The 24,712-nt window shown below is 73.3% G+C and carries 5 protein-coding genes; 4 read left to right on the forward strand and 1 reads right to left on the reverse strand.

The window, feature by feature from the left end; genetic code table 11:
• Nucleotides 1-164: 164 nt before the first annotated feature.
• On the forward strand, nucleotides 165-419 hold the full coding sequence (locus ACZ58N_RS08550; RefSeq protein ID WP_471157065.1) for a LysR family transcriptional regulator: 255 nt from the start codon (nucleotides 165-167) through the stop codon (nucleotides 417-419).
• A 34-nt stretch (nucleotides 420-453) separates the two neighbouring features.
• On the opposite strand, the gene ACZ58N_RS08555 is transcribed toward ACZ58N_RS08550, so the two are convergent.
• Entirely contained in the window at nucleotides 454-1,104 is a 651-nt protein-coding gene (locus tag ACZ58N_RS08555) for a response regulator (RefSeq protein WP_471157066.1), read from the reverse strand.
• A gap of 393 nt (nucleotides 1,105-1,497) precedes the next feature.
• Here ACZ58N_RS08555 and ACZ58N_RS08560 point away from each other — a divergent pair, with 393 nt between their 5' ends.
• From ACZ58N_RS08560 to ACZ58N_RS08570, 3 genes are all read left to right on the forward strand, one after another.
• Complete coding sequence (locus ACZ58N_RS08560) at nucleotides 1,498-2,469, forward strand: TauD/TfdA family dioxygenase (protein ID WP_471157067.1); 972 nt, start codon at nucleotides 1,498-1,500, stop codon at nucleotides 2,467-2,469.
• 410 nt (nucleotides 2,470-2,879) lie between these two features.
• Complete coding sequence (locus tag ACZ58N_RS08565) at nucleotides 2,880-9,179, forward strand: amino acid adenylation domain-containing protein (protein WP_471157068.1); 6,300 nt, start codon at nucleotides 2,880-2,882, stop codon at nucleotides 9,177-9,179.
• Entirely contained in the window at nucleotides 9,180-24,668 is a 15,489-nt protein-coding gene (locus tag ACZ58N_RS08570; RefSeq protein ID WP_471157070.1) for an amino acid adenylation domain-containing protein, read from the forward strand.
• Nucleotides 24,669-24,712: the final 44 nt, after the last annotated feature.

Genomic DNA, 24,712 nt, shown 5'->3' on the forward strand with positions numbered 1-24,712 from the left:
GCCCGCGCTCCCGCGTCCGAGGGCGGATCGGCAGCTTCCTGCACCTTCCATTGCCGCTCCGGCGCCCGTGGGCTGACATGGTCCAGGGCACACCGCGGTACCGCCGTTCCCGGCGGGACTCGGAGGTGGGTCCGTTTGTGGTCCGCGGACAGACAGGGGGCGAGATGCACGAGCGTGAGTTCCGCGCTTTTGTGTCCGTAGCGGAAATCGGACGCATGGATCAGGCCGCGAAATCGCTGGGATATTCGCAGCCGGCCATCAGCTATCAGATCAAGTGCCTGGAGCAAATGCTGGGTACGAAGCTCTTCACGAGGGATTCCACGGGCGCGAGGCTGACCCGGGAGGGCCGGATGATACTTCCGTCCGCCCGTGCCGTGTTGGCCCTGATCGACAGCATGAAGGGCGTCTGCGCCGCCTGAATCCGGCGGCTTCCGGGCCCGGAAGCCGCCGGATTCAGGCCGCCAGGCCGCTGTCCCACACCCAGGCCGCGATGCCGACCCGGTTCCGCACGTCGAGCTTGCGCTGGATGTTGGCGATGTGGGTCTTGGCGGTGCCGGCCGAGATGAAGAGCTCGCTCCCGATCTCCGCGTTCGTCAGACCCTTGGCCACCAGGCGCGCGATCTCCGTCTCCCGGTCCGTCAACGACTCGGTCGGGAAGGGTGACTTCGGCTTCGTCGGGCTCCGCAGATGCTTCAGCAGCCGGACCGTCACGGAGGGGCTGATCATGGTGTCGCCCGCCACGGCGGCGCGTACCGCCTCCACCAGCAGGGCCGGCCCGGACCGCTTGAGCAGGAAGCCGCACGCCCCGTTGTGGAGCGCCGTGTGGACGTACTCGTCGAGATCGAAGGTGGTCACGACGACAACCCGCAGCGGGTCGGCCACCTCGGGTCCGGCGAGCCTGCGGGTCACCTCCAGGCCGTCCAGGCGCGGCATGCGGATGTCCGCGAGGACCACGTCCGGACGCAGTTCTTCGGCGAGTTCGACGGCCTGGAGGCCGTCCACGGCTTCGCCGACCACTTCCATGTCCGGCTGGGAATCCAGGATCAGTCGGAATCCCAGGCGAACGGATTCCTGATCGTCGGCGAGAAGTATGCGGATGGTCACGATCGGAACCGTATCCGCTGATCACTTCGGGCAACCACCGGAATCGTATTCAAAGATTCTCTGCGGCCTTCGGACGGGAACCGGCCGCTGCCACCATCTGGGCAGATGGATGTCGAGCGCTACGCGCGGCGCGTCCCCGTCGCGGCGAGGGCGGCAGGTGGCGGGACACGGCAGGAAGCTGACACGGCGGTCGGAGGTGGCGGAACGCCGCCTCGGGGCCCGCGCGACCGGTCCCGGCGCGGCGAACGAAACGCACCCCCGGTGCACACACCCGCCTGCTGCCGGCCCCCGCCCCCGTGGCGGACGTTCGTTTCCTCGACCCCACGAGTACGCGGCCGGAGACCCGGTCGACCACACGAGCATCGACGGCTACAGCCCGGACGTGGAGAAGGAATGATGAAGACGCCATTCACCGACGCCGACACCGAAATCCTGGAGACCAACGGCTCGCGCATGGTCCGGGTACGTCCCCGGGAACGAAGCGATCACCGGGCCTGGTTCACGGCCAACGCGGGGGCCCTGCGCTCCGCGATGTACGAGCACGCCGCCGTCATGGTCAAGGGCAGCGGCCTCGTCCAGCAGTCGGAGCTCGCTGAGATCGCCGAGGAGGTCGGCGGCCGGACCCTCGACTACAACGAGCGCTCCACGCCGCGCAGCCGGGTCACCGGCAAGGTGTACACCTCCACCGAGTACCCGGCCGATCAGAGCATTCCGCAGCACAACGAGAGCGCCTATTCGGAGAACTGGCCGCACAACCTCTTCTTCTTCTGCGCGCTCGCCGCGCGGACCGGGGGCGAGACCCCGGTCGCCGACAGCGCCGCCGTCCTCGGCAAGCTCCCGGCCGGCCTGGTACGCCGCTTCGAGGAGAAGGGCGTCCTCTACACCCGCACCTACCGCACGGGCATGGGCCTGTCGTGGCAGGAGGGCTTCCAGAGCGACGACAAGGGATACGTCGAGAGCTACTGCGCCGACCACGACATCCTGACGGACTGGGACGGCGACGTGCTGCGCACCCGCCAGCGCCGCGAGGCGGTCATGGTGCACCCCGTCACCGGACAGAAGGTCTGGTTCAACCAGGCCCACCTGTTCCATGTCAACGCCCTCCCGGAGGCCGTCCGCGAGGGGCTGCTGGAGATCTGCGGTGAGGACGGTCTGCCGCGCAACGCCTACTACGGCGACGGCACACCGATCACGGCGGACGAGATCGACACCATCCTCGGGGTCTACGACCGGACCGTGTTGGCCGAGACGTGGGGGACCGGAGACCTCTTGATGATCGACAACATCCTCACCTCGCACGGCCGCCGGCCCTTCACCGGGGACCGCAAGGTGCTGGTGGCGATGACCCAACGTGAGGCGGCGTAGGCACGACCGAGGCCACGGCGGGACGGGTGCCGGCCGACGCTCCACGACGGATGTCGGGATCGCCGCAGCGCCCGACCCGCCGGCCGATCCAATCCAATTTCCCGCACGGGTACGGCAGTCCGCCCGTGTCACAGCGTTCGGCCCGGTAAACCCCCGGCCAGGCCGCGCGAAACGAGTGCCCCGCTCCCGCGAGCGGGGCACTCGTCGTCTCCCCGGAGAGCGTCCCGGGGATGACGTGTACAGCGTGATGAGCATTCTTCGATATGCGGATGGCGGCGGATCGAAGTTTTTCATGAGATCGATGTCCGCCCGCGGTTGATTCGTAGTGTGAGCCGCATCGCCCCGCCGACAAGGCCGGTGAGCGGTTCTCTACGGGTATCGAAGCGTCTACTCAATCGGAGTGAATGGCAATGGCCGACCGGAATGGACTCCAATTGCCGCTGACGGCCGCCCAGCAGGGAATGTGGCTGGCTCAGCAGGTGAATCCGGAAAACCCGATGTACAGCATCGCCGAATGCGTTGAGATATCGGGCGAGGTCGATGCCGCGCTCTTCGAGGACGCGCTGCGGCGCGTGGTGGCGGAGGCGGACGCGCTGCGGGTCCGCTTCCTGCCGGGCGAGGACGGCCCGGTCCAGACCGTTCAGCCGGAGCCGGACTGGCAGCTGCACGTCCGGGACGTGTCCGGGGCGACGGACCCCGCGGGCGCCGCCGAGCAGTGGATGCTCACACACGTCAAGGACCCGGTGGACGTCCACACGGGCCCCCTGTTCACCTTCGGCCTCCTCAAGCTCGCCGAGGACCGGTACACCTGGTTCAGCCGCGTGCACCACACCATCGTCGACGGGTACAGCTGGTCGCTGATCGTCTCCCGGGTCGCGGCGCTCTACTCGGCACTGGCCGCCGGCGTCGCGGCGAAGCCCGCGGGCTTCGGCACCCTGGACGAGCTCGTCGCACTCGACTCCGACTACCGGGCGTCCGAGCAGTTCGCCGAGGACCGCGCGTTCTGGTCCCGGCGGCTGGCCGGGGCCGCCGAGCCCGTCGGCCTCGCACCCCGTCCCACCCGTGTTCCCACCGACCACGTCCGCCAGGCGGGTCGGGTCGCCGCCGCCGACGCCGACGCGCTGCGCGACCTGGCGCGCGAACTGCGGGTCAGCTGGCCCGCCGTGGTCGTGGCGGGCATCGCCGGCTACCTGCACCGCCTCACCGGCGCCGAGGACATCGTCCTCGGTCTCGCCGCCGCGGCCAGGCCCGTCGCGGCCGCCAAGCGCACCCCGGGCATGGTCTCCAACGCCCTGCCCGTCCGGATCGCCGCCCACCCCGGGACCACCGTGGCGGACTTCCTCCGCTCGGTGAGCGACGAGCTCCACCAGGCCCTGCGTCACCAGCGCTACCGCTACGAGGACATCCACCGCGACCTCGGCCTGGTCGGCGACCGCAAGCGGCTGTGGGGCCCCGAGATCAACCTGATCATGTACGGCGACCGCCTCGACTTCGCCGGCCACGGCGCGACCGTCCGCGGCTTCTCGATCGGCCCCGAGGAAGACCTGTCGCTGATCGTCGACAACCGGGCCCCGGACGGCGGCTTCCTCATCGACTTCCACGCCAACGCCGACCTCTACACCGAGGACGGCGTGCGCGGCCACCGCGAGGCGCTCACCGGCTTCCTCGCCGCCCTCTCCGCCGCGGACCCCGCCGATCCGCTGGGAAGCGTCCCGGTCACGGTGCCCGCCGATTGGACGCCGCCGACGCCCGCCGCCCCGCGAACGCGGGCCACCGCCGCGCCCGCCGCGTACCGCGCCCCCGAAGGCCCCCGCGAGGAGGCGCTCTGCGCGCTGGTGGCGGACGTACTGAAGCTCGACCGGATCGGCGTCGACGACAACTTCTTCGAGCGCGGCGGTCATTCGCTCTCCGCGATCCGACTGCTGGGACGTGTCCGCGAGACCTTCGGCGCCGAACTGTCCATCCGCACCGTCTTCGAGACCCCGACGGTCGCCGGGCTCGCCGCGCACCTCGACGGGGCCGCCGGGCGCCGTCGTCCGCCGGCGCGCGCGGTCCGTCCCGCCGAGCTCCCGCTGTCCCTGACCCAGCAGCGCCTCTGGCTCGTCAACCGCCTCCAGGGCCCCAGCGGCGCCTACAACATGGGGCTCGCCCTCAAGCTCACCGGCCGGCTCGACCGCGCCGCGCTGGCCGAGGCGTTCCTCGACGTACTGGCCCGCCACGAGAGCCTGCGCACCACCTTCCCCGAGACGGACGGCAAGCCCCGCCAGCACGTGCTGTCCCCGGCCGAGGCCGCCGCACAGGTGGTCCTCGCCGAGGTGGAAGCCGACGCGGGCACGCTCGACGCCACGGTCGCCGCGGTGGTGGCGGAGGGCTTCGACCTGACCGCGGGCCTCGCCGTCCGGCCGCGGCTCCTGGTGCTCGGCCCCGAGGAACACGTCCTGCTGGTCGTCCTCCACCACATCGTCGGCGACGGCCTGTCGCTGGAGCCGCTCGCCCGCGACCTGGGCTTCGCCTACGCGGCCCGCGCGGCCGGTGAGGCACCCGCCTTCGCGCCGATGCCGGTCCAGTACGCCGACTACACCCTGTGGCAGCAGTCCGTCCTCGGCAGCGAGAACGACCCCGACAGTCCGCTCGCCGCCCAGCTGGAGCACTGGAAGCAGGCGCTGGCCGGCCTCCCCGAGGAACTCCACCTGCCGACCGACCGGCCGCGCCCCGGCGAACTGTCGCAGCGCGGGGACATCGTCCGCTTCGACATCGGGGCGGCCCTGCACCAGCGCCTCATCGCACTCGGCCGCGCCCACCGGGCCAGCCTCTTCATGGTGCTCCAGAGCGCGGTCGCGGTCCTGCTGAGCAAGCTCGGCGCGGGGCAGGACATCCCGCTGGGCAGCGCGGTCGCCGGCCGTGGCGACGCCCGGCTGGACGACCTCGTCGGCTGCTTCGTGAACACCGTCGTGTTCCGCAACGACGTGTCCGGCAACCCGAGCGTCTCCCGGCTCCTGGACCGCTCCCGCGAGATGTCCCTGTCCGCCCACGCCCACCAGGACGTGCCCTTCGAACGGCTCGTCGAGGCGCTCAACCCGGAGCGCTCGCTCGCCAGGAACCCGCTGTTCCAGGTGATGATGGACGTCCAGACGCCCGCCGCGTCCACCCTGGAGCTGCCCGGCCTGATCACCACCCCGCAGCAGGTGGACCCCGGCGTCACCAAGATCGACCTGCTGTTCGGGCTGGACGAGCGCTCGGCCGGCCACGAGGCGGCCGCCGGGATCTCCGGCCGCCTGGAGTACAGCACCGACCTGTTCGACCGGGCCACCATCGAGGGCATGAGCCGCCGGCTGATCCGCGTGCTGGAGGCCTTCACCGCCGACCCCGAGCAGCCGATCGGCGAGATCGACGTCCTCACCGACGCCGAACGCGCCCAGGTGCTCGGCACGTTCGCGCAGGCCCCGGTGGTGGAGCCCACCCTGCTCCTGCCCGCCCTCTTCGAGCGACAGGCCGCCCGCACCCCGAACGCCCCCGCGCTGACCGAGGGCGACCGGACCTGGTCGTACGCCGAACTCAACGCCCGCGCCAACCGGCTGGCCCACACCCTCATCGCCGCCGGAGCCGGCCCCGAGCAACGGGTCGCCGTCCTGCTGCCCCGCTCGGCCGACCTGGTCACGGCCCTGCTCGCGACCCTCAAGTCCGGCGCGGCCTACGTACCCGTGGACCCGGAGTACCCCGCCGAACGGATCGCCCACATGCTCGGGGACGCGGCCCCCGCGCTGGTCCTGACCCGCCCGGACACCCTCCACGCGGTAACGGCCGGCGTGCCCGTCCTCGACGTCACCGAGGAACGGCACGCCCGCGCCCTCGACCCGCGCGACGAGGATCGGACCGCCCCCCTGGACCCCGCCCACCCCGCCTACGTCATCTACACCTCGGGCTCCACCGGCCGCCCCAAGGGCGTCGTCGTGACCCACCGGTCCGTCGCCGTCTACCTGGAGTACGCCCGCGAGCACTACACGGCGGTCCGCGAGAGCACCCTGCTGCACTCGCCGGTCTCCTTCGACCTGACCGTCACCTCCCTGTACGCCCCGCTGATCTCCGGCGGCAACGTCCGCGTCACCGCCCTGGAGGGCGCCGGCACCGGCGCTCCCCGCCCCGCCTTCCTCAAGGCGACCCCCGCGCACCTGGCCCTCCTCGGTGTCCTGCCGGAGGAGTTCTCCCCGACCCGGGAGCTGGTCGTCGGCGGCGAGATGCTGATCGGCGAGGTCGTCGACGAACTGCGACGGCAGCGGCCCGGCATCACCGTCATCAACGAGTACGGGCCCACCGAGGCGACCGTCGGCTGCGTCGAGTACCGGATCGGCCCCGACGAGGCCGCGCCCGGGGGGCCCGTGCCCATCGGCCGGCCGATGTGGAACTCGGTCATCCACGTGCTCGACGCCGAACTCAACCCGGTGCCGCCCGGCGTCAGCGGGGAGATCCACATCGGTGGCGGCCAGCTCGCCCGCGGCTACCTCGACCGTCCGGCGCTGACCGCGGAACGCTTCGTCGCCGATCCGCACGGACCGGCGGGCGCCCGCATGTACCGCACCGGGGACGTGGGCCGCTGGCGCACCGACGGTCAACTGGAGTACCTCGGCCGCGCCGACGACCAGGTCAAGCTGAACGGCTTCCGGATCGAACTCGGCGAGGTCGAGGCCGCCCTGGCCCGGCACCCGGGCGTGTCCGGGGCCGCCGCCGTCGTCCGCGAGGACGTCCCCGGCCGCAAGCAGCTCGTCGGGTACGTCGTCCCCCGAGCGGAGGGGGAGGCGCGGCCGGTCGACCCCGCCGAGGTCCTCTCGTACGCGGGGGGACCGCTGCCCGCCTACATGGTGCCCGCCGCGATCGTCGTCCTCGACGCGCTGCCCCTGACCCCGAACGGCAAGCTCGACCGCAAGGCGCTGCCCGCGCCCGAGGTCACGGGGGCCGCCGCCGCCGACGACACACCGCGCACCGCGGTGCAGGAGACCATCGCCACCCTCTTCGCCGAGGTGCTCGGCCGGGACGGCGTCGGACTGCACGACAGCTTCTTCGAGCTGGGCGGCGACAGCATCGTCTCCATCCAGCTCGTGGCGCGCGCCCGCCGGCTCGGCCTCGCGCTCTCCCCGAAGTCCGTGTTCGAACTCAAGACGGTGGCGGCGCTCGCCGCGACCGTCACCGAGGAGGCCGTGACATCCGCGGCCGACGCGGGCGCCGCGACCGGCCCGTTCCCGGCCACCCCGATCATGCGCTGGCTGGAGGGGCGCGGCGGCCCCGTCGACGCCTTCCACCAGAGCGCCCTGATCCAGGTCCCGGCCGGCCTCGGGACCCGCGAACTGACCGCCGCCCTGCAGGCGGTCCTCGACCGGCACGACGCCCTTCGCACCCGCCTCGACCGCGGCGGCCCCTCCGGCCGGTGGACGTACGCGATCGGCGAGCGCGGCAGCGTCCCGGCTGCCCCCCTCGTGCGCCGCGTCGACACCGCCGCGCTGACCGACGGGGAACTGCGCGGGACCATAACGGGCGAGGCCCGCGCGGCATGGGACCGGCTGGCTCCCGAAGCCGGGATCACGACCCAGCTCGTCTGGTTCGACTCCGGCCCCGCGGCGCCCGGTCGGCTGCTCGTCGCGGCCCACCACCTGGTCGTCGACGCGGTCTCCTGGAACATCCTGCTCCCCGACCTGCGGGACGCCTGGGAGGCGGCCCGTGACGGCAAGGAGCCCGAACCGGCCCCCGTCGGAACCCCGTTGCGCCGGTGGGCGGAACTCCTGGAGGAGCTCACCCCCGGCCGGACCGCCGCCGAGTTGGACCTGTGGACCGACGCGCTGCGGCTCCCCGCACCCGAGCTGACCCTCCGCACCCTCGACCCCGCCCAGGACACGGCCGCCGGCGCCCGCAAGCTCACCCAGTCACTGCCGGTCGAGGTCACCCGACCCCTGCTGGACGTGGTGCCCGGCGCGCTGAACGCGGGCGTCCACGAGGTACTGATCACCGCCCTGGCCCTGGCCGTCGAACAATGGCGGGACCGGCGGGGACTCCCCGGCGGCCGCGGCGTGCTCGTGGACGTGGAGGGACACGGCCGGCAGGAGATCGCCGAGGGACTCGACCTGTCCCGCACCGTCGGTTGGTTCACCACCATCCGCCCGGCCCGCCTCGACCCCGGCGTCGAGGACTGGCCCGGCCTGTGGGCGGGCGGACCCGAGGCCGGCAGGGCGGTGCGCGCCGTCAAGGAACAGCTCAGGGCCGTGCCCGACGAGGGCATCGGCTACGGGATGCTGCGCCACCTCGACCCCGAGGCCGGACCCCGGCTGGCGGCCCTGGCCACCGCGCCCCTGCTCTTCAACCACCTGGGCCGTGCCGACGCCCCCGCCGCGGGGCCGGGCGCCGACTGGGGTCCCGCGGCCGAGACCGACCTGGTCCTGACCGACGGCGCGGACCTTCCGCTCTCCCACCTGCTGGAGATCAACTCGGTGGCGCTGACCGATGAGGACGGCCCACGGCTGACCGCCACCTGGACCTGGCCCGGGCGGCTGCTCTCCGACGCCGACGTCCGCGAACTCGCGGACACCTGGTTCCGCGCCCTGCGCGCGCTGACCGAACACGCCGAGCGCCCTGACGCCGGTGGCTACAGCCCATCGGACCTGGCGCTGGTGGAGCTTTCCCAAGACGAGATCGACGGGCTCGAAGCCGAGTGGAGGACGCTGTAAATGTCGAAGTCGGGTCCTGAGGACATTCTTCCGCTGTCGCCGCTCCAGGAGGGGCTGCTCTTCCACGCGCTGTACGACGAGAGCGGCAACGACGTCTACACCGTCCAGGTCGTGCTCGACCTCGGTGGCGCGCTGGACGCCGCCACGCTGCGCACCACCGCCCAAGCACTGCTGGACCGCCACGCCAACCTCCGCGTCGGCTTCCTGCACCCCAAGAAGAGCCGGCCCGTGCAGGTCGTCTCCCGGGACGTCGAGGTGCCCTGGCAGGAGACCGACCTGCGCGGCCTGGACGACGCCGCCCGGCAGGACGCGCTGGGGCGCGTCCAGGCCGAGGAGAAGACCCACCCCTTCGACCCGGCCCGGCCCCCGCTGATGCGCTACCGGCTGGTGAGGCTCGCGGACGACGCCCACCGACTCCTCATCACCTTCCACCACATCCTGCTCGACGGCTGGTCGACCTCGGTGCTGCTGGGCGAGCTGTTCGAGGTGTACGGCAACGGCGGCGATCCTTCCGTCCTGCCGCCCGTCACCCCGTTCCGCAACCACCTCGCCCACCTCGCCCGGCAGGACCGCGAGGCCGCGGCCGCGGCGTGGGGGCGGGCGCTCGCCGGGCTGGACGAACCGACCCGACTGGTCCCGTCCGATCCGGGGCGCGAGGTCGTCGAACCGGAGCAGTTCGTCGTGGAGCTGTCCGCCGGGACCACCGAGGCGCTCGCCGCGCTGCTGCGTGCCCACGACCTGACGTTCTCCAGTGCCGTGCACGGGGCCTGGGGGCTCCTGCTGTCGGTGCTCACGGGCCAGGAGGACGTGGTCTTCGGCACCGCCGTGTCCGGGCGCCCCCCGGAGATCGCCGGGGTCGAGGGCATGGTCGGCATGCTGATCAACACCCTGCCGGTACGGGTGCGGACGAACCGCGACGACTCCCTCCTGACGGTGCTGCGTCGGATCCAGCGGGAACACGTCGAGCTGATGGCCCACCAGCACATCGGGATGCGGGAGATCCAGCAGGTCTCGGGTCACGCCGAACTCTTCGACACCTACGTGGCGTTCGAGAACTTCCCGTTCGCGCTCCAGGCCCTCCAGGAGCGGGCCGCCGGTCTCACGATCAACGGATTCGACGTCCTGGACGCCAGCCACTACCCGCTCTGCCTGGTCTCCCACATCCACGAGGGCAGGCTGCGGCTCGTCCTCAACCACCGTCCCGACCTGTTCGACTCCCGTGAGGTGCAGGCGATCGGCGGCAGGCTGGTACGGCTGCTGGAAGCCCTCGTGCAGGACCCGACGCGGCCGGTGGCCGGCCTCGACCTGCTCACCGCCGAGGAGCGCGAACTCCTGCTGGGCGGCGTCGACGACGGTCCGTCCGTGGCTCCGGCGACCTTCCCCGAACTGTTCGCCGCGCAGGCGGCGCGGACCCCGGACGCAGTCGCGGTGGAGTCGGCCGCACGGTCGTTGACGTACGCGGAACTCGATGCGCGCGCCGACGAACTGGCCGCGCGCCTGACCGGCCTCGGCATCGGCGCGGAGCAGGTGGTGGCACTGGTACTGGGCCGGTCGCTGGAGTCGGTGGTCGCCACCCTCGCCGTCCTGAAGGCCGGCGCCGCCTACCTGCCGGTGGACCCGGACTATCCGGCGGAGCGGATCGCCTTCATGTTCGACGACGCGACTCCCGCCGCGGTGCTGACCACACGCGCGTACGAGGGCGTGGCGCCGGCCGGTGACGCCACCGTGCTCGTGCTCGACGGCGCCCCGCTGCCGGGGGCGGTCGCGGACGTGCCCGCGCGCAGCGTGCCGGCGGGATCGCCCGCGTACCTCATCTACACCTCGGGATCGACGGGCGTCCCCAAGGGCGTCATGGTCACCCACCAGGGCCTGGCCGCGTTCGCGGCCACCGAACGGGACCGGTTCGCCGTCGACGGCACGAGCCGGGTCCTGCAGTTCTCCTCACCGAGCTTCGACGCCTCGGTCCTCGAACTGTGCATGGCCCTGACGTCGGGCGCCGCGCTCGTGGTGCCCGAGCCGGGACCGCTGGCGGGCGAGCCGCTGGCCCGGGTCATCGCGGAGCGCGCGGTCACCCACGCGCTGATTCCCCCCGCGGCCCTGGCCGGCGTACCGCCGGAGGGGCTATCCGGCTTCTCCTGCCTGATCGTGGGCGGGGACGCGACCTCGCCGGAGCTGGTGGAGCGGTGGGCGCCGGGCCGTCGCATGGTCAATGCGTACGGGCCGACCGAGTCGACGGTCGCCGTGTCGATCAGCACCCCGCTGGAGGTGTCGCACGACGCGCCTCCGATCGGCACACCGGTCACCGACACCCGCGTCCACGTCCTGGACGGATCGCTGCGACCGGTACCGCCGGGCGTGGCGGGCGAGTTGTACGTGGCGGGCGCCGGACTGGCCCGCGGCTACCTGCGACGCCCCGGGCTGACCTCGGAGCGGTTCGTCGCAGACCCGTTCGGCGCCGCCGGCGGCCGGATGTACCGCACCGGGGACCGGGTGCGGCTCCGCGCGGACGGGCAGCTGGAGTTCTGCGGTCGCGCCGACGACCAGGTCAAGATCCGTGGGTTCCGGATCGAACCGGGTGAGATCGAGAACGTCCTGCTGCGGCACCCCGACGTGACCCAGGCCGCCGTCACCGTGCACGAGCCGCAGACCGGGGTGAAACAGCTGGTCGCCCACGTGGTCACCCCGGACCTGGCCCGGATCGACCCGGAGGTCCTGCGCGCCCACACCGCGGCCGCGCTGCCCGCCCACATGGTGCCGGCCGTCATCGTGGTGCTGGACGGGCTGCCGCTGACCGCGAACGGCAAGCTCGACCGCAAGGCGCTGCCCGCCCCCGGGCCCGCCGGGCCGGCCGGCCGGGCGCCCCGCGGTGCCAGGGAGGAGCGGCTGTGCGGGCTGTTCGCCGACGTCCTGGGTCTGGAGAAGGTCGGAGCGGACCAGAGCTTCTTCGAACTGGGCGGCGACAGCATCATCTCCATCCAGCTCGTCAGCCGGGCCCGCCGGGCCGGTCTCCGCTTCACCCCGCGTGACGTGTTCACCCACAAGACCGTCGAGGCGCTCGCCTCCGTGGCCGAGGAAGCAGAGGAAGCCCCCGTGCGCGGCAATCCGTCGGACGGGATCGGCGGAGTGCCGCTGACCCCCGTCATCCACTGGTTCAGCGAACACAGCGGCCCGGCCGCCCTGTTCAGTCAGTCGATGCCGGTCCCGACGCCCGCCGGGCTGGAGGAGGACGGGCTGACCGCCGTACTGCAGGGCTTCCTCGACCACCACGACGCCCTGCGGCTGAAGCTGACCCGGATCGAGGACATCGGCGAGTGGACCTTGGAGATCCCGCCGCCCGGTGCCGTGGCGGCGGGTGACTGCCTGCACCGGGTGGACGTGTCCCACCTCGACGAGGACGCCCTGCCCGCCGTGACGGAAGCGGAGTTCGCCGCGGCCCAGGCCCGGCTCGCCCCCGAGGAGGGCCGGATGGTGCAGGCCGTCTGGTTCGACGCGGGCGCCGCCCACCCGGGCCGCCTGCTGCTCGTCATCCACCACCTGTCGGTGGACGGCGTGTCCTGGCGCATCCTGCTGCCCGAGCTCGTCGCCGCGCTGACCGCCGCCGCCGAGGGCCGGGTCCACACCCTGGAACCGGTCGGCACCTCCTTCCGCCGCTGGGCCCAGCACCTGACCGCGGCGGCCGGCGAGCCCGATCGCATCCGTGAGCTCCCGCTGTGGCGCGAGATCCTCTCGGGCCCGGACCCGCGGCTCACCGACCGTCCCCTGGACCCGGAGCGCGACACCCTGGCCCGGGCCGGTCACCTGACCCTGCGGCTGCCCCCGGAGCTCACCGAACCGCTCCTCGGCCGCGTCCCGGCCGCCTTCCACGCACAGATCAACGACGTCCTGCTCAGCGCCCTGGCCGTCGCCGTGGCCGACTGGCGCCGCGGCGCCGGCCGCGACGGAGGGTCCTCGGTTCTCGTGGGCCTGGAGGGCCACGGCCGCGAGGACATCGCCGAAGGGACCGACCTGTCCCGTACGGTCGGCTGGTTCACCAGCCTGTACCCGGTCCGCCTGGACCCGGGCGAGGTACCGGCCGCGGAGCTGACTGCCGGAGGACCCGCCCTCGTCGGCGCGGTCAAGGCCGTCAAGGAGCAGTTGCGGGCCGTCCCCGACAACGGCATCGGCTTCGGACTCCTCCGCCGGCTCAACCCGCGCACCGCCGCGAACCTGGCCAAGTACCCCGAACCGCAGATCGGCTTCAACTACCTGGGCCGCATCGGCGGGGCGTCCGACGACCCGCGCGACAGCGGACTGGGCGGCGGTGCCGAGGACGCCACCCCACTGCCGTACACCCTCACCGTCAACGCCGTCACCGAAACCCACGGCGACGGTCCCCGGCTCGCCGTCACCTGGACCTGGCCGGGGGACCTCCTCACCGAGGACGCGGTGCGCCGGCTCGCCGAGGCCTGGTTCCGCGCCCTCGAAGCCCTGGTGCGCTGCGCCGAGCGCCCCGAGGGGGTCGGCGGGCTCGTCCCCTCCGACCTGCCGCTCGTCCGGCTCACCCCCGCGGAGATCGGCGAGCTGGAGCGCGCCCAACCGAGGCTCACCGACATCCTGCCGCTCTCCCCGCTCCAGGAGGGCCTGCTGTTCCACGCCCAGTTCGACCAGGGTGCCGAGGACGTCTACATCACCCGACTCGCCCTCGACGTGCGCGGCGAGCTGGACGTCGAGGCGCTGCGAGCCGCGGTCGCCGGGCTCCTCGCCCGTCACGACAGCCTGCGCGCCTCCTTCCGTCGCACGGGTGAGGGCGTACCCGTCCAGCTCGTTCCGGCGGACGTCGAACTGCCCTGGAACGAGATCGACCTGAGCGACTTGGACGCCGACGGGCGGGCCGCGGCCCTGGACCGTCTGCTGGCGGCGGAACGCACCCGTCCGTTCGCTCCGGAGCAGCCCCCGCTGCTCCGCTTCACCCTGGTCCGGCTCGGCGTCGACACCCACCGGTTGCTTTTCGCCGCCCACCACCTGCTCCTCGACGGCTGGTCGGCGCAGGTGCTCGCCGGGGAGCTCTTCGAGCTGTACGGCAGCCGCGGAGACGCCTCGGGCCTGCCCCGCGTCGCCCCGTACAAGGACTACTTGCGCTGGCTGTCCGAGCAGGACCACGTGGCGGCCCAGGAGGCCTGGCGCTCGGCCCTGGCCGGGGTACGGGAACCCACCCTCGTCGCCCCCGTCGGTCACACCTCGGGTCGCCCCGGCCGCATCGTGGACGAACTGCCCGCCGCCCTGACCGCCGCCCTCACGGCGACGGCCCGCGAGCACGGACTCACGATGAACGCAGTCGTGCAAGGGGCCTGGGGCATCGTCCTCGGCAGCCTCACCGGGCGCGACGACGTGCTGTTCGGCGAGACGGTCTCCGGACGTCCGCCGGAGCTGGACGGCGTCGAATCGATGGTGGGCCTCTTCACGAACCTCCTCCCGGTCCGCGTCCGGATCGAACCCGCGACGGCGCTCGTGGACACCCTCGTCCGGGTGCAGGAACAGCGCGTGGAACTGCTCGGTCACCACTACCTCGGCCTCGCCGACGTGACGGAACTGGCCGGCCTCGGAACGCTGTTCGACACCGCCGTCGTCTTCGAGAACTTCCCGGCGGAGCCCGGCTCGGGGGAGCCCGTGCACGGCCTGACGCTGTCCGAGGTCGACACCAAGGGCGACAACCACTACCCCCTGGGCATGGTGGTGATGCAGGACGAGCAGCGCCTCGTCCTCAACTGGTACCACCGCCCCGACCTGCTGGACGAGCGGCTCGTCGCCTCCGCGACCCGGCAACTGCGCCGGGTGCTGGAGACCGTGGCCAACGCCCCGCACACCCCCGTCGGCCGGCTGGCCCTGCTGGACGACGCCGAGACCCGGGAGCTGACCTCCGGCTCCGCCGGACCGGTCGTCCCCGTCGCCGACGCCCTCGTCCACGAACTGATCGCGGCCCAGGCGGCCCGCACCCCGCACGCCGTCGCGCTCGTCGACGGCGCCCTGGAGGTCGCCTACGCCGAACTCGACGCGCGGGCCGACCGGCTCGCCCACGCCCTGACCGCCCGGGGAGCGGGCCCCGGGGAACTGGTCGCGGTGGCCATGGAGCGCTCCGCCGAACTGGTCGTGACCCTGCTCGCCGTCCTCAAGTCCGGCGCCGCGTACGTACCGGTCGACCCGGCGTACCCGCAGGAGCGGATCTCCTACCTCCTCCAGGACGCCGCCCCCCGCCTGCTGGTGACCACCCGGGCGGCCGCCGCCGCGCTGCCGACCTCGGACATCGAGCGGCTCGTCGTCGACGACGCGCCGACCGCCGCGGCCATCGCGGCCCTCCCCGCCACCGCCCCCACCGACGGGCCGGACCCGGCCCACCCCGCCTACGTGATCTACACGTCCGGCTCCACCGGCCGCCCCAAGGGCGTCGTCGTCGAGCACCGTTCGGTCGTCGACTACCTCGGCTGGGCGGGCGGCGCATACGCCGGCGCGGCCGGCCTCGCACTGCTGCACTCACCGGTCTCCTTCGACCTCACCGTCACCGCCCTGTTCACGCCGCTCACCGTCGGCGGCGCCGTGCTGATCTCCGCGCTGGAGGAGAGCGCCGGCCTCTCGGCCCGGCTCGCCACCACCCCGGTGACCTTCATGAAGGCCACCCCCAGCCACCTTCCGCTGCTCGGCGCGCTGCCCGCCGCCTACTCGCCCACCACCGAACTGCTCCTCGGCGGCGAGGCCCTGATGGGCGAGGCCCTGGCCGGGTGGCGCGAGCGCCACCCCGACGCCACCGTCTGGAACGTGTACGGGCCCACCGAAGCCACCGTCAACGCCACCGAGTTCCGCGTCGGGCCCGGCACCGCCCTGGCCCCGGGGCCGGTCCCGATGGGCCGCCCGCAGGGCAACGTACGGGCCTACGTCCTCGACGCGGCGCTCCGCCCGGTCCCCGCCGGGGTCGCGGGAGAGCTCTACCTCGCCGGACCCTGCCTGGCCCGCGGCTACCTCGGTCGCCCCGCGCTGACCTCCGAGCGCTTCACCGCCGACCCGTACGGACCGGCCGGCGAGCGGATGTACCGCACCGGCGACGTGGCCCGCCGGCTCGCCGACGGCAACCTGGTGTTCGTCGGCCGGGCCGATGACCAGGTGAAGATCCGAGGCCACCGCGTCGAACTCGGCGAGGTATCCGCGGCGGTCGCCGCCCTGCCCGCCGTCGCCGCCCAGGCGGTGATCGTCCGCGACGGCGGCGAGAACGGCGTCCGCCTCCTCGCCTATGCCGTCCCCGCGACAGGCACCGCACCGACGGGAACGGAGCTGCGCGAGCGGCTCGCCGCCACCCTGCCCGAGCACATGGTCCCGGAAGCCGTCGTCGTCCTCGACGAGCTGCCGCTGACCGTCAACGGAAAGCTGGACCGCGCGGCACTGCCCGAACCGGAGTTCGCGGCAGCCACCACCCGCCTCCCGCGCTCCCCTCAGGAGGAGATCCTCTGCGCGCTCTTCGCCCAGGTCCTGGACCTGCCCGGAGCGGGCATCGACGACGACTTCTTCCAACTCGGCGGCAACTCGCTCAGCGCCGTCCGGCTCCTGAGCCGGGTCCGCTCGGCCTTCGGCTCGGAGGTCGACGTCCGCGCGGTCTTCGAAGCGCCCACCCCCGCCCGGCTCGCCGCCCTGATGGTCCACGGCGACTCCGCCCGACCCGGCCCGACCGCCGGGCCGCGGCCACAGGAGATCCCGCTGTCGTCCGCCCAGCGCCGACTGTGGTTCCTCGGCAGGCTGGAGGGACCCTCCGGCTCGTACAACATCCCCATCGGCATCCGGCTCACCGGCACCCTCGATCCCGACGCGCTGCGCGAGGCCATCGCCGACGTGGTGACACGCCACGAAAGCCTGCGGACCGTCTTCCCCGACACCGCCGGGAAGCCCCGCCAGCATGTCCTCACCGGGACCGCGGCCGCGGTTCCGATGGAGACCGTGCGGACCACGCCGCACGAACTCGACGACGAGCTCCGCCGCGCCGCCGCCCGCGGCTTCGACCTGGCCGTCGAACCGCCCCTGCGGGCAACCCTCTTCACCGTCTCCGACACCGAACACGTCCTGCTGCTCACCGTCCACCACATCGCCTCCGACGGATGGTCCAACGGCCCCCTGGCCCGGGACCTGTCCGCCGCCTATGCCGCCCGGTCCGCCGGACGGGAACCGGGCTTCACCCCGCTGCGCGTCCAGTACGCCGACTACACCCTCTGGCAGCGGGAGCTGCTCGGCGACGCCGACGACCCGGAGAGCCTCGCCGCACGCCAGCTCGCCTTCTGGCAGCGGACCCTGGCCGGCGCGCCGACGGAGCTGCCCCTGCCCACCGACCGACCGCGCCCCGCGGAGATGACCACCGACGGCGCCACCGTCGGCTTCACTCTCGACGCCGCGCTCCACGGACGACTCGCCGCCCTCGCCCGGACCCACCAGGTCAGCCTCTTCATGGTGGCCCAGGCGGCCCTCGCGGGGCTCCTGACCCGGCTGGGCTCAGGCACCGACATCCCCGTCGGCACCGCCGTCGCCGGACGCCCGGACGAGGCACTGGAGGACCTCGTCGGGTTCTTCGTCAACACGCTCGTCCTGCGCACCGACACCTCCGGCGACCCCTCCTTCACCGAACTCCTGCGCCGGGTCCGGGCCACGGACCTCGCGGCCTACGCCCACCAGGACCTGCCCTTCGAGCGGCTGGTCGACCAGCTCGGCCCCGACGTGCGGACACTGGCGCACACCCCGCTGTTCCAGGTGTTCCTCGCCTTCCAGAACAACGCGGCACCACGCCTGGAACTGCCCGGCCTGACGGTCTCCCCGGCGGACGTCGAGATCACCTCCGCCAAGACCGACCTGGGCATCGAGCTGACCGAGGTCTTCGACGCCGACGGCGGACACGCCGGGATGCGCGGCCTGATCAGCTACCGCACCGACCTGTTCGACCGCTCCACGGTCGAGTCGATCGCGGCCCGCTACGCAGCCCTGCTCGACGCGGTCACGGCCGACCCCGAAGCCACCATCAGCCGGATCGAGCTGCTCGCCGCCGCCGCGCTGACCGAGGTCCTCACCACCCGCAACGACACCGTCCGGGAGGTGCGGGCGGCGACCTTCCCGGTGCTGTTCGAGGAGCGCGCCGCCGCCACCCCCGACGCGGTCGCCCTGGTCGCAGGGCCCACCGAGCTGACGTACGCCGAGCTCAACGCCCGGGCCAACCGGTGGGCGCACTGGCTCATCGATCGGGGGGTCGGCCCCGAGCAGCGGGTGGCCGTCGCCGTGCCGCGCTCGGCGGACTGGCTCGCCGTCACCCTCGGCGTCCTCAAGGCGGGTGCCACGCACCTGCCCGTCGACCCGGGCTACCCGGCCGACCGCATCGCCCACATCGTCGAGGACGCACGTCCCGCCCTCGTCCTGACCACCGACGGGACCACCGGACGGCTCGCCCTGCCCACCTCGGTCCCGGTGATCCCCGTCGACGCCCCGTCCGTCCGGGCCGAGGCCGCCGCGGCCGCCGCGACCGACCCCACCGACGCCGACCGTACGCATCCGCTCGGCCCGGACCACCCCGCCTACGTCATCTACACCTCGGGCTCCACCGGCCGCCCCAAGGGAGTCCTCGTCACCCACCGGGGCATCGCGGGCCTGGCCGGCTCGCACGCCGAGAACTTCGGCATCGGCCCGGACAGCCGGATCCTCCAGGCCGTCTCACCCAGCTTCGACGTCTCCATGGCGGACCTGGCGATGACCCTCCTGACGGGCGCGGCACTCGTCATCGCACCGGGCAACACCTCGCCCGCCGGCGAGGAACTCGCCGCGCTGATCGACGTACACCGGGTCAGCCACCTCCAGATCACCGCGGGAGTGCTCGCCACCCTTCCGCGCACCGCACTGCCCACCCTGGGCACCCTCGCGGTCGGCGGCGAGCCCTGCCCCCCCGACCAGGTCGCGCACTGGTCCCGCGGGCGCCGCCTGCTGAACGTGTACGGACCCAGCGAGGCGACCGTCTGCTCCACCATGAGCCGCCCCCAGACCGGTGAGGTCCACCCGCCCATCGGCACCCCGCTCTGGAACACCCGGGTGTACGTCCTCGACGCGTTCCTGCGACCGGTACCGGACGGAGTGACCGGTGAACTGCACATCGCCGGCGACGGGCTGGCCCGCGGCTACCTGGGCCTGCCGGCCCTGACCTCGGAGCGGTTCGTGGCCCACCCCTTCGGGGCGCCCGGCGAACGGCTCTACCGCACCGGCGACCTGGTGCGGTGGAACGCCGACGGCCAGCTGGAGTTCGCGGGACGGGCCGACGACCAGGTCAAGGTCCGCGGCTTCCGCATCGAGCTCGGCGAGATCGAGGCGGCCCTCACCCTCCACCCCGGGGTCGACCACGCGGCCGTCTCGGTCCGCGAGGACGCGGCGGGCCGCAAGCAGCTCGCCGCCTACGTGGTCCCCGCGGCGGGGGCCGGCGGGACGACGACGGACCTGCGCGCCCACCTCGCCGGACTGCTCCCCGACCACATGGTGCCCGCCTCCTACACCGCCCTCGACGCCCTGCCCCTGAGCGCCAACGGCAAGGTCGACCGCAAGGCGCTCCCGGAGCCCGACCTCGGCGCCCGCGAGGAGGGCCGGGCACCGGCCGACGAGAAGGAGACGCTGCTCTGCGAGCTGATCCGCGACCTCCTCGGGGTCGAGCGGGTCGGCGTCGAGGACAGCTTCTTCGAACTCGGCGGCGACAGCATCGTCTCCATCCAACTGGTGAGCCGCGCCCTGGAGGCGGGCCTTGAGTTCACCGCGGCGGACGTACTGCGTCACCGCACGGTCGCCGACCTGGCCGCCGCCGCCGTCCGGAGCGGCGACACCGTCGAGGAGCAGGCCGCCATCGACGGCACCGGCATCGGAGAGGTGCCGCTGAGCCCCGCCGCGCACGCCCTGCGCGAGCGGGGAGGCCCGGTCGCGCACAGCGTCACCACCATCGCGCTCGGCCTCCCCGCGGACACCGACGAGCCCCGTCTGGTGCGCGTCCTCCAAGCGCTCCTCGACCACCACGACGCGCTGCGGCTGAAGCTCACCCGCCGCGCCGGCAACCTGGTCTGGAACCTGGAGACCCGCCCGCGCGCCGAGGCCGACGCCGCCTCGTTGCTCAGCCGGGTCGACGTCCGGGGCGCCGAACCGGACACCTTGGGCGGCCTGCTCGCCGCGCACACCGGATCGGTCCGTTCCGCCATCGCGCCGCAGGACGGCGCCGTGTTCCGGGCCGTGTGGTTCGACGGCGGTCCCGGCGGCGAGCACCGGCTCCTGCTCGCGGCGCACACCCTGGCCGCGGACCCGGCCTCCTGGCAGGTCCTGGCCTCCGACCTGCGCACCGCGTGGGCCGCGGTCACGGCCGGCGCCCCCGTGCGGCTGCCTTCCGTGACCACCTCGTACAAGGCGTGGGCCGAGGACAGGACCGTCGCCGCGACCGCCCCGGAGCTGGTCGACGAACTGCCCGTCTGGACCGAAGTCCTCGGCGCGGGCACCGCGCCCCTCACCCCGCACGTGCCGGACCCCCGCCGCGACACCGTCGCCACCGTCCGCCACATCGAGGTGTCCTTCTCGCCCTCCGAGTCCCGGGCCCTGCTGGAAAGCGTCCCGCAGGCTTTCGCAACCGACGTCCAGCACGTCCTGCTCGGCGCCCTCACGGCCGCCGTCGGTGAGTGGCGCGCCCACCTCGGCAGGGAAGGCGGCACCGGCGTGCTGGTCGCCCTGGAGGACGACGGCCGGGGCCGCGGGCCCGCCGGCGCCGCCCTCGCCCGCACCGTTGGGCACCTGACCACCATCCGCCCCGTACATCTGGGAGGGGACGGGGCGGGAGCCGGCGCCGGCGCCCGGGTCAAGCAGGTCAAGGAACAACTCGCCGCCCTCCCCGACGGCGGCAGCGGCCACGGCCTGCTGCGGTACCTCAACCCGCAGACGGTGCCCCTGCTGGCCGCCCTCGGCGCGCCACAGGTCCGCTTCGCCTACCACGGCCGCTTCGACGCGCCACTCGCCGACGGTTCCGTGCCGTTCGGCGCCGCGGGCGCCGTCCGGGCGGTGCCGGGCGAGGACCCGGACATGCCGGTCGTCCACCCGCTCGACGTCACCGTCCGGGTGGACGAGGACGGGGACGAACTCCGACTGACGGCCCGCTGGGCCTGGCCGGACGCGCTGTTCGGCGAAGGGGACGTGCCCGGGCTGGCCCGGGCCTGGCAGGACGCGGTGCGCGCACTGCTCGCCGACGCCGGCCGGTCCGGTGGACGCACCCCCTCCGACTTCCCGCTGGTCCGGCTGGAGCAGCGCGACATCGACCTGCTGGAGCGGGATGGCCGTGAGTTGGCCGACGTGCTCCCCCTGGGACCGCTCCAGGAGGGGCTCCTCTTCCACTCGCTGTACGACCAGCGGGACCAGGACGTCTACACCGTCCAGTTCGGGCTGGACCTGGAGGGCGAACCGAGCACCCGGGTCCTGCGCGCGGCCGTCCGGGCCCTCCTGGCCCGCCACGCCAACCTCCGTGCCGGTTTCGCGTACGAGGGCCTGTCCCGGCCGGTCCAGTTCGTCCCGGCCGGCGTCGAGGTCCCGTGGACCGAGCGCGACCTGACGGACCTGACCGACGGGGAGCGCACGGCCGAGATCGGCAGGGTGATGCGGGAGGCTCGGGCGGAACGCTTCGACACCACCCGACCGCCACTGCTGCGCTGCACCCTGCTCCGCCTCGGCGGTGGGCGTGCCCGGCTCGTGCTGACGTTCCACCACCTCCTGCTGGACGGCTGGTCCACGCCGATCCTGCTGGACGAGTTGATGCAGCTGTACGCCTCCGGTGGCGACCCGGCAGGTCTGCCCGCCACCCGTCCGTACGCCGGTTACCTGGACTGGGTCGGCCGGCAGGACCGGGCGGCGTCCGAACGGGCCTGGGGCGAGGTGCTCGATCCGTCCGTGGAACCGACGCTGCTGGTGCCCGCGGACCCGGACCGGGCCGCGGTGGCCACCGAGAAGCTCTCCGTCACCTTCGGCGGCGAGCTCGTGGCCGGGCTCACCGCCCTGGCCGGCCGTCACGGAACGACCATGAACACGGTCGTCCAGGCCGCCTGGGGGATGCTGCTGTCCCGCCTCACCGGTCGGCAGGACGTGGTGTTCGGCGCCACCGTCTCCGGCCGGCCGCCGGAGGTTCCCGGCATCGAGCGCATGGTCGGGCTCTTCATCAACACCGTTCCCGTGCGCGTCGTCCATCGGACCGGCGAGCCGGCCGGGGCGCTGCTCTCCCGGCTGTGGAACCAACAGGTCGACCTGACGCCGCACCAGCACATCAGGCTCGTGGACCTGCAGCGGACCGTCGGCAAGGGTGAACTGTTCGACACGCTGCTCGTCTTCCAGAACGTTCCCGCCGACGGCGCAGGATTCGGCGGCGACGCCGACCGGGTCCGCGCGGTCGACCTGGAGATGAACGACGCGACCCACTACCCGCTCACCTTGGACGCCGGACTCTCCGGCGACCAGCTGCACTGCGGACTGGGCTACCGCCCCGACCTGTTCACCAAGGCCGAGGCCGAGACCGTCGCCCAGGGTCTGAGCGAGGTCCTCGAAGCACTCGCGGCGGGGCTGCCGGTCCAGGCCGCACCCGCGGACCCCGACCCGTTGGCCGCCTGGTGGTCGGGGATCCGCGCCCGTTCGGCTCCGCACGCGGCCCACGAGGCCGACGAGGCCATGGTCGGGGAGGCCATCGCCGGCGGGGTGCCTGCGGTCTCCGCCACCCGGGAGGCCGTGCTGGCAGGGCTCTTCGCGGAGCTCCTCGGCGTCGCCGAGGTCGGTCCCGACGACGACTTCTTCGAACTGGGCGGCGACAGCATCGTCTCCATCCAGCTCGCGGGCCGGGCCCGCAAGGCGGGCCTGCTGATCAGCCTGCGGGACGTCTTCAAGCACAAGACGGTCCGGGCGCTCGCCAGGATCGCGAGGGAGGACGAGGAAGGGACCCCCGAGGCGCCCGAGGACGCCATCGGCGAACTCGCCCTCACCCCGGTCATGCTCGACCTGTACGAGCGGGGCGGCCCGACCGACGCCGTCCACCAGGCAGCCCTCCTCCAACTGCCCGCGGACTGCGCGCGGGAACGGCTCGTGGCCACCCTCCAGGCGGTCCTCGACCACCACGACACCCTCCGCTCGCGGATCGTCGACGGGCCCGGGGGCCGACGGTTCGACATCGCCGCCCGCGGCGCCGTCGACGCGGCCGCGCTGCTGACCCGCACCGACATCGCGGACGTACCGCAGCAGGACCTGATCGGGTTGGTCGCCGCGACCCAGGAGCGGGTCCAGGCCGAGCTCTCCCCGTCGGACGGCGCAGTGGTCCGCGCGGTCTGGTTCGACGCGGGCCCCGACAGGCCGGGACGGCTCCTGGTCCTGGTCCACCACCTGGCCGTGGACGGCGTGTCCTGGCGCGTGCTCCAGGAGGACCTGGCGACCGCGTGGCAGGCCCTGTCCGAGGGCCGGGAACCCCGGCTCGAACCCGTGGGAACCTCCTTCCGACGCTGGTCCTCCGTACTGGAGCAGCAGGCCCTCTCCCCGGCGCGGACCGGGGAACTGGACCTGTGGAGGACGGTCCTCGCCACCGCGGACCCCCTCCTGTCCCACCGTCCGCTCGACGTCACCCGCGACATCGTCGCCACGGCCCGACAACTGACGGTGGTCCTCCCGGACGAGGTGGCCGGTCCGCTGCTCGGCCGGGTCCCCGCCGTGTTCAACGCGGCGGTCGACGAGGTGCTGCTGACCGGCCTGGCGCTGGCGGTCGCCCGCTGGCGGGCGGACCGCGGCATCGACGCCGGCACCGCGGTCCTGGTCGGCCTCGAAGGCCACGGCCGGGAAGAGATCGCCGACGGGATCGACCTGTCCCGCACGGTGGGCTGGTTCACCAGCCTCTACCCGGTCGCCGTCGACCCCGGTACGTCCCCGGCAGCGCAACCGTGGCCCGCCGGAGCCGACCTCGGCACCGCGCTGAAACGGGTCAAGGAACAACTCCGGGCCGTCCCCGACAAGGGCATCGGCTACGGCCTGCTGCGCCACCTCAATCCGCAGGCCCGGGCGCTGCTCGCCGGCGGACCGGAACCGCAGATCGGCTTCAACTACCTCGGCCGGTTCGCGGCCGTGGACGAGTCCGCCACCCGGTCCGACGACTGGACGGCGCCGCCCGAGGCCACCGAGACCCTGGGCAGCGGCGGCGACGACGCCAGGCCGCTGTCCCACGCCGTCGGCCTGAGCGCCGTGGCGCAGGACCGGCCCGACGGGGTGCGGCTGGTCGCCATCTGGTCCTGGCCCGGTGAGCTGTTCGAGGAGCCGGAGATCCGCAGGCTCGCCCGCCTGTGGTTCCGGGCGCTGGAGGCCCTGACCGAGTTCGCGGCCCGCCCCGAGGCCGGTGGCCTCACCCCGTCCGACCTGTCCCTTCTCGAACTGTCGCAGGACGAGATCGATGAATTCGAAAGTGATCTGAGCTGATGAAAGGAAACAGCAAAGTGACGAAGGCTGGATTCGTCGACATT

The sequence above is a fragment of the Streptomyces sp. NPDC040432 genome (assembly GCF_055595445.1).